Annotated in this window: 8 protein-coding genes; 5 read left to right on the forward strand and 3 right to left on the reverse strand. The window is 67.6% G+C overall.

Annotated features, from left to right (window positions below):
* Positions 1–3 precede the first annotated feature (3 nt).
* Positions 4–2,073, forward strand: coding sequence for an NAD-dependent DNA ligase LigA (gene ligA / locus M8A51_RS16615; protein WP_251779632.1), 2,070 nt, complete (start codon positions 4–6; stop codon positions 2,071–2,073).
* A gap of 7 nt (positions 2,074–2,080) precedes the next feature.
* Here ligA and M8A51_RS16620 read toward each other — a convergent pair whose 3' ends face one another.
* The gene (locus M8A51_RS16620) at positions 2,081–2,743 is read right to left on the reverse strand and encodes a hypothetical protein (RefSeq protein ID WP_251779633.1); all 663 of its coding nucleotides are present in this window, start codon (positions 2,741–2,743) and stop codon (positions 2,081–2,083) included.
* 173 nt (positions 2,744–2,916) lie between these two features.
* On the opposite strand from M8A51_RS16620, the gene def reads away from it, so the two are divergent.
* Positions 2,917–3,453, forward strand: coding sequence for a peptide deformylase (gene def / locus M8A51_RS16625; protein ID WP_251779634.1), 537 nt, complete (start codon positions 2,917–2,919; stop codon positions 3,451–3,453).
* Between the two features lie 7 nt (positions 3,454–3,460).
* On the opposite strand, the gene M8A51_RS16630 is transcribed toward def, so the two are convergent.
* A complete protein-coding gene (locus M8A51_RS16630; RefSeq protein ID WP_251779635.1) occupies positions 3,461–6,085 on the reverse strand; it encodes a [protein-PII] uridylyltransferase in 2,625 nt (874 codons plus the stop codon).
* A 16-nt stretch (positions 6,086–6,101) separates the two neighbouring features.
* Positions 6,102–6,917: a type I methionyl aminopeptidase gene (gene map / locus M8A51_RS16635; protein ID WP_251779636.1), complete on the reverse strand. Its 816-nt coding sequence runs from the start codon at positions 6,915–6,917 to the stop codon at positions 6,102–6,104.
* Positions 6,918–7,026: 109 nt separating this feature from the next.
* On the opposite strand from map, the gene purL reads away from it, so the two are divergent.
* Genes purL through M8A51_RS16650 form a run of 3 tightly spaced genes read left to right on the forward strand, consistent with a single transcriptional unit; the run spans position 7,027 to position 12,651 of the window.
* Positions 7,027–11,019 (forward strand): phosphoribosylformylglycinamidine synthase, encoded by a 3,993-nt coding sequence (gene purL / locus M8A51_RS16640; protein WP_251779637.1) that lies wholly within the window; start codon positions 7,027–7,029, stop codon positions 11,017–11,019.
* Between the two features lie 28 nt (positions 11,020–11,047).
* Positions 11,048–11,875, forward strand: coding sequence for a metal-dependent hydrolase (locus M8A51_RS16645; RefSeq protein WP_251779638.1), 828 nt, complete (start codon positions 11,048–11,050; stop codon positions 11,873–11,875).
* 41 nt (positions 11,876–11,916) lie between these two features.
* Complete coding sequence (locus M8A51_RS16650; protein ID WP_251779639.1) at positions 11,917–12,651, forward strand: DUF1624 domain-containing protein; 735 nt, start codon at positions 11,917–11,919, stop codon at positions 12,649–12,651.
* The last annotated feature ends 35 nt before the right edge of the window (positions 12,652–12,686 follow it).

Consider the following 12,686-nt stretch of genomic DNA (forward strand, 5'->3'; position numbering starts at 1 on the left):
CCGATGAAAGCCCACCCCGAATGCGAAGCCGCCGCGCGCCGCGCGGCAGAGCTGCACACCCAGCTGCATCACCACGCCTACTGCTACTACGTGCTCGACGCGCCCGAGATCCCGGACGCCGAGTACGACAGGCTGTTCCAGGAATTGCAGGCGCTGGAGGCGAAGTACCCCGAGCTGCAGACCCCGGACTCGCCGACGCAGCGGGTCGGCGGCGCGCTGCTCGACGAGCTGCCTGCGGTGCGCCATGCGGTGCCGATGCTGTCCATCCAGACCGAGACTGACACGACGGCCGAAGGCGCGGTGGCGTTCGACACCCGCATCCGCAAGCGCCTGGGCCTCGAAGCCGATGATGCGCCGATCGACTATGCAGCGGAGCTGAAGTTCGACGGCTTGGCGATCAGCCTGCGCTACGAGGACGGCGTGCTGGTGCGCGCGGTCACCCGTGGCAATGGAGAGCAGGGCGAGGACGTGACGCCGAACGTGCGCACGATCGGCCAGATTCCGCTTCGGCTGCAGGGCCGGGAGGTGCCGCCGGTGCTGGAGGTGCGTGGCGAGATCTACATGCGGCGCGATGACTTCGAGAAACTCAATGCGCGCCAGCGCGAGGCAGGCGAGAAAACCTTCATCAACCCTCGCAACACGGCCGCCGGCGCGGTGCGTCAGCTCGATCCGAAGATCACCGCGCAACGGCCGCTGTCGTTCTTTGCCTACGGGTTGGGTGAAGTCGGCAGCTGGAAAGCGCAGCCGCACACGCACAGCGGCATTCTCGATGCCTTGGCGTCCTTCGGGCTGCCGGTCAGCCGCGAGCGCAGCGTCGCCGCCGGCGCTTCGGGCCTGATCGACTTTCATCAGCGCATCGCGGCGCGGCGCGACGAGTTGCCGTTCGACATCGATGGTGTCGTCTACAAGGTCGACAGCCTTGCGCTGCAGCGCGAGCTGGGCTTTCGCAACCGCGAGCCGGTCTGGGCCGTCGCCCACAAGTACCCGGCGCAAGAGCAGATGACGACGGTGCAGAACATCGAGGTGCAGGTCGGCCGCACCGGCAAGATGACGCCGGTTGCCAAGCTGGCGCCGGTGTTCGTCGGCGGTGTCACCGTCACCAATGCGACGTTGCACAACCAGGACGAGATCGCGCGCAAGGACGTGCGCATCGGCGACACGGTGATCGTCCGGCGCGCCGGCGACGTGATCCCCGAGGTCGTCTCGGTGCTGCTCGACAAGCGCCCGCCCGAGGTCGCGGCCGGTGAACCATGGGACTTGTACAAGCGCCTGGGCGGCAAGTGCCCGGTGTGCGGCTCCGACCTGCTGCGCGGGGAAGGCGAGGTCGACTGGCGTTGCACCGGGGGGCTGTTCTGTGCTGCGCAGCGCAAGCAGGCGATCCTGCACTTCGCGCAGCGCCGTGCCCTGGACATCGAAGGTCTGGGCGACAAGCTGGTCGATCAGCTGGTCGACAGCGGGTTGATCCGCACGCTGCCCGAACTCTACAAGCTCGGGGTCGCAAAGCTGTCCGAGCTCGACCGCATGGGCGAGAAGTCGGCACAGAACCTCGTGGCCGCACTCGAGAAGTCGAAGCAGACGACGCTGGCGCGTTTCCTGTTCGGGCTGGGCATACGCCACATCGGCGAGGCGACCGCGAAAGACCTGGCGAAGCACTTGGGTTCGCTCGACCGCATCATGAACGCGAGCGAGGCACAGTTGCTGGAGGTCAACGACGTCGGCCCGGTCGTCGCGCAAAGCATCCACGCGTTCTTCGAGCAGCCGCACAACCGCGAGGTCGCCGAGCAGCTGCGCGCGGCCGGTGTGCAATGGCCCGAGAGTGAAGGCCGTACCGACACCGGCCCCAGGGCCCTGGCCGGCAAGACCATCGTGCTGACCGGTACGCTGCCGACGATGACGCGCGAGGAGGCCAAGGAATTGATCGAGGCGGCCGGCGGCAAGGTGGCCGGCTCGGTGTCGAAGAAGACCGACTACGTGGTGGCCGGCGCGGAAGCCGGCAGCAAGCTGGCCAAGGCGCAGGAACTCGGGGTGGCGGTCCTCGACGAGGCGGGGTTGAAGCAGTTGCTGGCGCCGTAGGGACGCATCAGCCGCGCCACGCCGGCACCTGGGGTGGCCGGAAGGCCACGGCCGTGGCGCGCGGCGATACCGCCCATTGCAGCACGTAGTACACGGCAGTGCTGGCCACCACCATCTCGCCGCCGTCCTCGAGCAAGGCCAGCGGGGTGCCCAGCCAGGAGCCGGTCCACACCACTTGCAGCATGTCCACCCCGATCGCGCAGGTCAGCAAGGCGGCTGCCAACAGGGCCAGGTCGCGCGCGATCAGCCGCGCCGGACCGGTAGCACGATGCCAGGCGCCGATCAGCAACGGCCCGGCCACCAGGCTCATGGCCAACGCAACCGTCAGCTCGCCCCAGTCCCGCGCTCTCAGACTGAGCGCGTCGGCATACTCCAAGGTTTCGGCAATGTGCAGGCCCGCGCGTTCGTGCAGGCGCAGCGCGTCATCGCACGCCAGGTAGAGGAACAGGCCTGCCCACAACAGCAAGACGAGCCGCCGCATGTGGGCGAACAGCCACAGCAGCATGGTGCCGAGCGCCAGCAGTTGGAGATACTGGAAGCGCTCGGCATAGCCGCCGTCACGCTTGATCGAGAAGTTCACGCTGGACAGCCAGGTGCCGTGGGTGTGCACCAGGTGCGCGCCCATGAAGGCGAAGTCGAAAACCAGCAAGGCCCAAAGCAGGCGCTTCAATGGAAGGTCGGCAGGGCGGCGGGAGGCTGTGGCGCGCGGGAGAGGCGGCATCGTGAAACTGGAGCATGTGAACGAGTCCCATGTTGCGACGATCGCGCGCCGATGACCGTCCCAAGATGTAAAGGGCCGTCGACCCTGGCCGTGCGCGGCTTTGAAGCGTTTGGAGGCAATGAATGACGGTACGCGAAATCCTGAAGATGGGCGACCCCCGGCTGTTACGCGTCGCGCAGCCGGTGATGACGTTCGGCACGGCAGAGCTCCGCGCGCTGGTCGCCGACCTGTTCGACACGATGGCGGCAGCGAACGGCGCCGGCCTTGCCGCACCTCAGGTCGGCGTGGACCTCGCGGTCGTCATCTTCGGATTCGACCGCAACGATCGGTATCCGGACGCACCGCCGGTGCCACGCACCGTCCTCGTCAACCCGGTGATCGAGCCGCTGAGCGACGAGATGGAAGATGGCTGGGAAGGCTGCCTCTCGGTGCCCGGCCTGCGCGGCGTGGTGCCGCGCCACGCGCGCATCCGCTACCGCGGCTTCGACCCGGACGGCCGGGAAATCGACCGCGAAGCCGAGGGGTTCCATGCGCGCGTCGTGCAGCACGAGTGCGACCACCTGATCGGCAAGCTGTACCCGATGCGCATCCGCGACTTCAGCCGCTTCGGGTTCACGTCGGTGCTGTTTCCCGGGCTCGATCCCGCCTCGGACGATTGAGAGCGCGCTATTGCGCCAGGGCGTCGAGCAGGTCCGACTCCATCGAGAGCTGCACCTTGCCCTGGTGCAGCGCCGCGCCGTCGATCAGGAAGGTGTCCTCGACCCGTTCGCCCAGCGTGCTGACCTTGGCGAGTTGCAGGTTGACCTTGTACTTCGCCAGGACACGGGCAATGGAATAGAGCAGGCCCGAGCGGTCGCTTGCCGAGACGCTGAGCAGCCAGCGCTGGCCGCGCTCGTCGGGGCGCAGCAGCACGCGGGGCTGCACCGGGAAGGACTTCACGCGCCGCGACAGCCTGCCGCGGCCGGGTTCCGGCAGCGGCCCTTGCGCCACCAGTGCCTGCCCCAGCTGAGTCTCGACCAGCGAGATCAGGTCGCGGTAGTGGTGGTCGAGGTTGGGCGAGATGACCTGGAAGGTGTCCAGCGCGTAACCCGCACGCGTGGTGTGGATCTTGGCGTCCAGGATGCTGAACCCGGCGCTGTCGAAGTAGCCGCAGATGCGTGCGAACAGGTCGGCACGGTCGGGCGAGTACACCAGCACCTGCAAGCCTTCGCCGATGGGCGACAAGCGTGCGCGCACCACCGGCTGGTCGCTTTCCACGTGCCGCCACAGCGAGCGCGCGTGCCAGGCGATGTCGCCGGCGTCGTGGCGCGCGAAGTAGCTCAGCTCCAGCGTCTTCCACAGCGCTTCCTGCGTGCCCGGCAGCAGCGAATAGAGGTTCAGCGCGTGTAGCGCTTCCTGCTTGCGCGCCTCGATCTCGGAGTCCATGTTCGGCCGCGCGCCGCCGAGTGCGCGCAGCGTCAGCCGGTACAGGTCTTCGAGCAGCTTGCCCTTCCAGGCATTCCACACCTTGGGGCTGGTGCCGCGGATGTCGGCCACCGTCAGCAGGTACAGCGCCGTCAGGCATCGCTCGCTGCCGACCTTGTGCGCAAAAGCTTCGATCACGTCCGGGTCGCTCAGGTCTTCCTTCTGCGCCACCCGCGACATCGTCAGGTGCTGCTGGACCAGGAACTCGATCAGCCGGGTGTCGTCTTTCGGGATGCCGTGATCGCGGCAGAAGCGCCGCACCTCCACCGTCCCGAGGTCGGAGTGGTCGCCGCCACGGCCCTTCGCGACATCGTGGAACAGCGCAGCCACGTACAGCACGTACGGATCCTCGAACTGCGCCGCGAGCTGCGAGCAGAACGGGTACTCGTGCGCGTGCTCCGGCACGAAGAAGCGCCGCACGTTGCGCAGCACCATCAGGATGTGCTGATCGACCGTGTAGGCGTGGAACAGGTCGTGCTGCATGCGTCCGACGATGCGACGGAAGACCCACAGGTAGCGGCCGAGCACGCTGGTCTGGTTCATCAGCCGCAGGGCATGCGTCTGGCCGACCGGCTGCTTCAGGATCTGCAGGAACGTGGCACGGTTGACCGGGTCTCGGCGGAATTCGGCGTCCATCAGCTCGCGGGCGTTGTACAGCGCACGCAGCGTGCGCGCCGACAAGCCCTTGACGCCGGGCGTTTGCTGGTAGATCAGGAAGGTGCGCAGAATGGCATGGCGATCGCGTTCGTAGAGGTCGTCGCTCGCGACTTCCAGCATGCCGTCGCGGTCGAGGAACTGCGCGTCGATCGGTCGCATCGGTGCGTCCTGCGAACCGTTGATGCGCTCTTCGATGTTGAGCATCAGGATCTGGTTCAGCTGGCCGACCGCCTTGGCCGCCCAGTAGTAGCGGTGCATCAGCGCCTCCGACGCCCGGCGTGCCTTGGTCGCCTTGTCGCCGAAGGTTTCGGCCACCGCTGTCTGCAGGTCGAACACGAGCCGGTCCTCGCGCCGGCCGGCCACCATGTGCAGGCGTGCACGGATCAGCTTCAGCACGCCTTCGTTGCGTTGCAACTGCTTGACCTCGAACGGCGTCACCAGCCCTGTGGCGGCCAGCTCGGACCATGTCTTGCCGAGGCCGGCGGCACGCGCCACCCACAGCACCACCTGCAGATCTCGCAGGCCGCCCGGGCTTTCCTTGCAATTGGGCTCCAGCGAATAGGGCGTGTCTTCGTACTTCTGGTGGCGCTGGCGCATTTCCAGCGTCTTCGCGCGCAGGAAGGCACGCGGGTCGACCTGCTGCCCGAAGGCGCGGCGAAACTGCTGGTACAGCGGTCGGGAGCCGCACAAGAAGCGCGATTCGAGCAGCGCCGTCTGCACCGTCACGTCGCGCTCGGCCTCTTCGAGGCATTCGCTGACGCTGCGCACGCTCGAGCCGATCTCGAGACCGATGTCCCAGCACGCGGTGATGAAACCTTCGATGCTCGACTTCAGCGCGGCATTGGCATCATGGGCCAGCGAGGTGTCGTCCGGCAGCAGCACCAGCACATCGACGTCGGAATAGGGGAACAGCTCGCCGCGGCCATAGCCGCCGACCGCCAGCAGCGCGGCGCCGCGCGGCAGCAGCGCATGCTCCCAGAGGTCCTCCAGCGTCTGGTCGACGTGGCGTGCCAGGCTTTTCAGCAGCCGGGTCGCCGCCGCCGCGGTGGGCCGGGATTCCCGAAAGGCCTGGATCAGCGCGGCTTTGCCGCTGCGGAACAGCATCCGCAGGTCGCTGACGCTCGGGGCTGCGGCCAGGGAGCCCGCGGGTACGCTGGGGACGACGGCCATGAAAAAGGGGAGGCGGTCAGGCCGCGAGGGCTGCGGTCACGAAGTCCGGCAGCGGCGGGTAACCGGCCGACAACGTCAGCACCTCGAAACCGGTGTCGGTAACGAGCACGGTGTGCTCCCACTGCGCCGACAACGAGCGGTCCTTCGTGACGATGGTCCAGCCGTCGGGCATCTCGCGGATCTCGCGGCGGCCGGCATTGATCATCGGCTCGATCGTGAAGATCATGCCGGGCTTCAATTCTTCCAGTGTGCCCGGGCGGCCGTAGTGCAGTACCTGCGGCTCCTCATGGAACTTGGAGCCGATGCCGTGGCCGCAGAATTCGCGCACGACCGAATAGCCGGCGTTCTCGGCGAAGGTCTGGATCGAATGGCCGATATCGCCCAGGCGCGCGCCCGGCTTGACCTTCAGGATGCCCCGCCACATGGCCTCATAGGTGATCTGGCACAGCCGCTTGGCCTGGATGGAGGCGTCGCCGACGACGAACATGCGGCTGGTGTCGCCGTGCCAGCCGTCCTTGATCACGGTGACGTCGATGTTCAGGATGTCGCCGTTCTTCAGCGCCCGGTCGTTCGGGATGCCGTGGCAGATCTGCTGGTTGATCGACGTGCAGATCGACTTCGGGTAGGGCGTGTAGCCCGGCGGCTGGTAGTTCAGCGGCGCGGGAATGGCGCCCTGTTCGTTCACGATGTAGTCGTGCGCGAGCCTGTCGAGTTGTTCGGTCGTGACGCCGGCCTTCACGTGGGGCGTCAGGTAGTCCAGCACTTCGGAGGCGAAGCGCCCGGCCAGGCGCATGCCCTCGATGTCCGCGCCGGTCTTGATGGAGATGCTCATGGGCCGGGATTATCTCAGGCCGGCGTCGGCACTGCTCGCTTCCACCCAGTAAAATCACCGGTTCCGTGGGCATGCCCCGCGTGTCTTCCCAGCCATCCCCGAGCCCAGCGTGACAGCGACTGCCAAACACCTCCTCCACTTCGAGGGCGGCAATGCCCTTTCCGCCTTTCGAGCCCAGGCGCTGCTGCGCACCCTGCAATCGATCAACCCGCGCATCACGGCGGTGCATGCCCGCCACGTGCACTGGGTCTGGTCCGATCATGCGCTGGCCGGGGCCGAGCATGACAAGCTGGCAGCGCTGCTGACCTACGGCGACCGGTACACCGGGCCGACCGACGGCGAGCTTGTCGTCGTGACGCCGCGCCTGGGCACCGTCTCGCCCTGGGCCTCCAAGGCGACCGACATCGCCCACAACTGCGGACTGGCGATCCGGCGGGTCGAGCGGGTCACCGAGTACCGGCTGTCGATCAAGACCGGCTTGCTCGGCGGTGCCAAGCGGCTCGAAAGCGCAGAGGTGCTGGCGGCCGCCGCCGCACTGCACGACCGCATGACCGAAAGCGTGGTGCTGGAACGCGAGGCGGCCGCCCATCTGTTCGACGAACAGGCGGGCAGGCCGATGGAGCACGTCGACGTGCTGGGCCACGGCCGCGCCGCGCTGGAAGCGGCCAACAAGGGCTTCGGCCTGGCGCTGTCGGACGACGAGATCGACTACCTCGTGGAGGCCTTCACCGGGCTGCAGCGCAATCCGAGCGACGTCGAACTGATGATGTTCGCGCAGGCCAACAGCGAGCACTGCCGCCACAAGATCTTCAACGCCAGGTTCACGATCGACGGCGTCGAGCAGGAGCGCTCGATGTTCCAAATGATCCGCAACACCCACCAGCTGGCGCCGCAGCACACCGTGGTGGCCTACTCGGACAACGCCGCTGTGATGGAAGGCGGCCCGATCGAACGCTGGGTACCCGAGGGCTACACGAATGCCCCGCAGTACCAGGCGCGCGCCGAGACCGCCCATGTGCTGATGAAGGTGGAGACGCACAACCACCCGACGGCGATTTCGCCGCACCCCGGTGCCTCGACCGGCGCGGGCGGAGAGATCCGCGACGAAGGCGCCACCGGCCGCGGCGCGCGGCCCAAGGCGGGTCTGACGGGCTTCTCGGTGTCGAACCTGCAACTGCCCGGCACCGATGAGCCTTGGGAGCGTGAGCCCTACGGCAAGCCCGAGCACATCGCCAGCCCGTTGCAGATCATGACGGATGGTCCCCTCGGCGGTGCCGCGTTCAACAACGAATTCGGCCGGCCCAATCTGGGCGGTTATTTCCGCGTCTACGAGCAGACGGTCGACGGCCTGCGCCGCGGCTACCACAAGCCCATCATGATTGCCGGCGGCGTCGGCAGCATCTCGGACGGGCAGACGCACAAGCTGCCGTTCGGTGCTGGCACGCTGCTGATCCAGCTCGGCGGGCCGGGCATGCGCATCGGCATGGGCGGTGGCGCAGCCAGCTCGATGGCGGCCGGTGTCAACGCGGCCGAACTCGACTTCGACTCGGTGCAGCGAGGCAACCCCGAGATCCAGCGCCGCGCGCAGGAGGTCATCAACCACTGCTGGCAACTGGGCGACAAGAACCCCGTGCTCGCCATTCATGACGTCGGTGCGGGCGGCATCTCCAATGCCTTCCCGGAGTTGGTCGACGGCGCCGAAAAGGGCGCCACCTTCGACCTGCGCCGCGTCCCGCTGGAAGAAAGCGGCCTGGCGCCGAAGGAGATCTGGTGCAACGAAAGCCAGGAACGCTATGTCCTGGCCATCGCGCCCGAGAGCCTGCCGCTGTTCGAGGCGATGTGCGAGCGCGAGCGCTGCCCCTACGCGGTGGTCGGCGTGGCGAGCGACGACAGGGAGCTGGTGCTGGAAGACGGCCCCGGCGGCGAGCGCGTGATCGACATGCCGATGGACGTGCTGCTCGGCAAGCCGCCCAAGGTGCATCGCGTGGTCGAGCGCGTGCAGCGCCACGGCGCACCGGTCGACCTGACGGGCGTCGCGCTCGACCGGGTGGCCTTCGACGTGCTGCGCCATCCCACGGTCGCGAGCAAGCGCTTCCTGATCTCGATCGGCGATCGCACCGTTGGCGGCCTGAGCCACCGCGACCAGATGGTCGGGCCGTGGCAGGTGCCGGTGGCCGACTGCGCCGTGACATTGGCCGACTACGCCGGCTTCCGCGGCGAAGCGATGAGCATGGGCGAGCGCACTCCGCTGGCAAGCCTGGACGCTCCGGCGTCGGGCCGCATGGCGGTCGGCGAGGCCATCACCAACCTGTTGGCAGCACCGATCGAGTTGGCGCGCGTCAAGCTGTCGTGCAACTGGATGGCCGCCTGTGGCGAGCCCGGTGAAGACGCGGCGCTGTACGACACCGTGCACGCGGTCGGCATGGAGCTGTGCCCGGCGCTGGGCGTGTCGGTGCCGGTGGGCAAGGATTCGCTGTCGATGCGCACGCGCTGGAACGACGGCGGCAGCGAGAAGCAGGTGACCTCGCCCGTGTCGTTGATCGTCTCGGCTTTTGCGACCCTGGACGACGTCCGCGGCACGCTGACGCCGCAGTTGCGCACCGATGTCGGCGACACGGCGCTGATCCTGGTCGATCTGGGCCGGGGCCGCCACCGTCTCGGCGGCTCGATGCTGGCGCAGGTGCTCGGCCAGCCGGGCGACGTGGTGCCGGACGTCGACGATCCTGCGGCATTGAAACAACTGGTGGCCGCCGTGAACCGCCTGCGCGCCGAAGGCAAGCTGCTGGCCTATCACGACCGCTCGGACGGCGGCTTGTGGGCGACAGTCTGCGAGATGGCTTTTGCGGGCCATACCGGCGTGTCCTTGAACGTCGATCTGCTCGTCACCGAAGGCACAGGCATCGACGACAGCCGTGCCGAGTACGGCGATTCCAAGAACTGGGCATCCCAGGTGGGCGAGCGCCGCAATGAATTGACACTGCGCGCGCTGTTCGCCGAGGAGCTGGGCGTGGTGCTGCAGGTTCGTGCCGGCGAGCGCGATGCCGCGATCCAGACGCTGCGCGAATTCGGCCTGTCGCGCCACAGCCATGTGATCGGCAAACCCAACGACCGCGGCGTGATCGAGGTGTGGCGCGACACCAAGCAGGTGTTCTCGGCGCCGCTCGCCCAGCTGCACCAGGCTTGGGACGAGACCTCGTGGCGCATCGCGCAGCAGCGTGACAACCCGGTGTGCGCCGACAGCGAGCATGCCGCGGTGGGCGCCGCGAACGACCCCGGCCTGCATTTGCACCTGAGCTTCGATCCTCGGCAGGACGTCGCCGCGCCGTATGTCACGAAAGCCCGTCCCAAGGTCGCGATCCTGCGCGAGCAGGGCGTCAACTCGCACCTCGAAATGGCCTACGCGATGTCGCAGGCCGGCTTCGACAGCTTCGACGTGCACATGAGCGACCTGCACGCCGGGCGTGCCCGGCTCGACCAGTTCCAGGGCTTCGTCGCCTGCGGCGGCTTCAGCTACGGCGACACGCTGGGCGCCGGCGAAGGCTGGGCACGGTCGATCCTGTTCAACCCGACGCTGGCCGAGCAGTTCTCGGCGTTCTTCGGGCGCACCGACACCTTTGCGCTGGGGGTGTGCAACGGCTGCCAGATGATGGCGGCACTCGCGCCCATCATCCCGGGCGCCGATGCCTGGCCGCGCTTCACGCGCAACAGGAGCGAGCAGTTCGAGGCGCGCCTGAGCCTGGTCGAGGTGCTCGACAGCCCGTCGATCTTTTTTGCCGGCATGGCGGGCAGCCGCATCCCCATCGCGGTGGCGCACGGCGAGGGCTATGCCGACTTCTCGCAGCGCGGCAATGCCATCCAGGTGCAGCGGGCGATGCGCTACGTCGACAACACCGGCCTGGCAACCGAGAACTACCCGGCCAACCCGAACGGCAGCCCCGAGGGCTTGACCGCGGTGACCACTGCCGACGGTCGCTACACGGTGCTGATGCCCCACCCGGAGCGGGTGTTGCGCAATGTGCAGATGAGCTGGACCAGCGGCGACAAGTCCGAGTTCAGCCCCTGGATGCGCATGTTCCGCAACGCACGCAAGTGGGTCGGCTGAAGCCACTCGTCCCGCACAGGACCGGCTGATGCAGGAACTCGTCGTCCGCCGCCTGCTGATCGATCTCGAACAGCCCTTCGAGCGCCACTGGAACGGCGGCGACGCGTTCCGCACCGCCTTGCTCAACGCCTTGTCGATGAGCTTCCCGCTCGGCGAGCAGTTTTTCATCGATGCGGTGCGCGCGGGCGTCAAGGTGCTGCCCGAAGCCGAGCAGGCCCGCTTCGCGGCAGAGGTCCAGGGTTTCGTCGGGCAGGAGGCCACGCACCGGCGCATCCACGCGCTGTTCAATGCGCAGCTCGCCTCGCAGGGCTACCGCAATCGCTGGGAGGCCCGCATTGCCCGGCGCACGGCGCAACTCGAAGGGGCCGACCCGCGCCATGCGGTCGCGATCACCGCGGCCACCGAGCATTTCACGGCCATCTTTGCCGAGTTTCTGCTGGCGCACCCGCGATGGCTGGCTGGGGCCGCCCCCAGGCTGCAGACGATGTGGCTGTGGCATGCCGCCGAGGAATCCGAGCATCGCAGCACCGCGTTCGATCTCTACGCCGCGCTCGGCGGCGACCATCGCTGGCGTGTCCGCTGGTTCCGCATGGTCAGCTTCTTCTTCGTCACCGACGCGCTGCGGCAAACGCTGAACAATTTATGGCGTGACGGCCACCTGTTCCGCTGGCGCACCTGGACCAGCGCGGTTCGCTTCATGTTCGGCCGCGACGGGCTGGTGCGCAAGACCTGCCAGCCGTGGCGGGCCTACCTGCGCCGCGATTTCCATCCGCGACAGCAGGACGACCGGCTGGCGCAGCAGTGGCTGCAAGAGCACATCACACAGTACACGCTGGTAGGGCGACGGCCGATCTAAAAAGAAAGAGGCGGGCCTGCCGCGCGGCACAATCTGCCTCCATGCCGAACCCGCCTGCTGCCGCCGCACATCCGCGCTTCGACCGGCTGGACGCTTTACGCGCCGCCGCGATCCTGTGGATGGCCGTGTTCCATTTCTGCTTCGATCTGAACCACTTCCGGCTGATCGAGCGGCAGAACTTCTACAGCGACCCGTTCTGGACCTGGCAACGCACCTGCATCGTGACGCTGTTCCTGTTCTGTGCGGGGCTGGGGCAGGCGGTGGCGTGGCACCAGCAGCAGAGCTGGCAGCGCTTCTGGCGCCGCTGGGTACAGATTGCCGGCTGTGCGGTGCTGGTCAGCCTCGGCTCCTACCTGATGTTTCCGGGCAGCTTCATTTACTTCGGCGTGCTGCACGGCATCGCGGTGATGCTGATCCTGGTGCGGCTGACGGCCGGTTGGCGGCGCTGGCTGTGGCCGCTGGGGCTGGTCGCGATCTTGTTGCCGCACCTGGTGCAGCACCCGGTGTTCGACACGCCGTGGACCAATTGGACCGGGTTCGTCACCCGCAAGCCCAAGACCGAAGACTACGTGCCGCTGCTTCCCTGGCTGGGCGTGATGTGGTGGGGCATGGCGGCGGGGCAATGGGTGCTGCAGCACCGTCGGCACTGGCTGACGGGCGCGCTGCCGACGGCGCTGCATCCGCTGGCCATGCTGGGCCGCTGGAGCCTCGGTTTCTACATGGTGCACCAGCCGGTGCTGATCGGGTTGCTGACCGTCTACACCGCGCTCGGATGAAGAAAAAAGGCGCCCCGCAGGGGCGCCTTTTTTTG

Origin of the sequence: Caldimonas mangrovi (genome assembly GCF_023721835.1) — a bacterium.
GTDB classification, from domain to species: Bacteria; Pseudomonadota; Gammaproteobacteria; order Burkholderiales; family Burkholderiaceae_C; genus Caldimonas; species Caldimonas mangrovi.

What these genes read in the sequence shown, in the direction of transcription:
- ligA (WP_251779632.1), top strand. Translation starts at nt 4, where the DNA reads ATGAAAGCCCACCCCGAATGCGAAGCCGCCGCGCGCCGCGCGGCAGAG.
- def (WP_251779634.1), top strand. Translation starts at nt 2,917, where the DNA reads ATGACGGTACGCGAAATCCTGAAGATGGGCGACCCCCGGCTGTTACGC.
- M8A51_RS16630 (WP_251779635.1), bottom strand. Translation starts at nt 6,085, where the DNA reads ATGGCCGTCGTCCCCAGCGTACCCGCGGGCTCCCTGGCCGCAGCCCCG.
- map (WP_251779636.1), bottom strand. Translation starts at nt 6,917, where the DNA reads ATGAGCATCTCCATCAAGACCGGCGCGGACATCGAGGGCATGCGCCTG.
- M8A51_RS16645 (WP_251779638.1), top strand. Translation starts at nt 11,048, where the DNA reads ATGCAGGAACTCGTCGTCCGCCGCCTGCTGATCGATCTCGAACAGCCC.
- M8A51_RS16650 (WP_251779639.1), top strand. Translation starts at nt 11,917, where the DNA reads ATGCCGAACCCGCCTGCTGCCGCCGCACATCCGCGCTTCGACCGGCTG.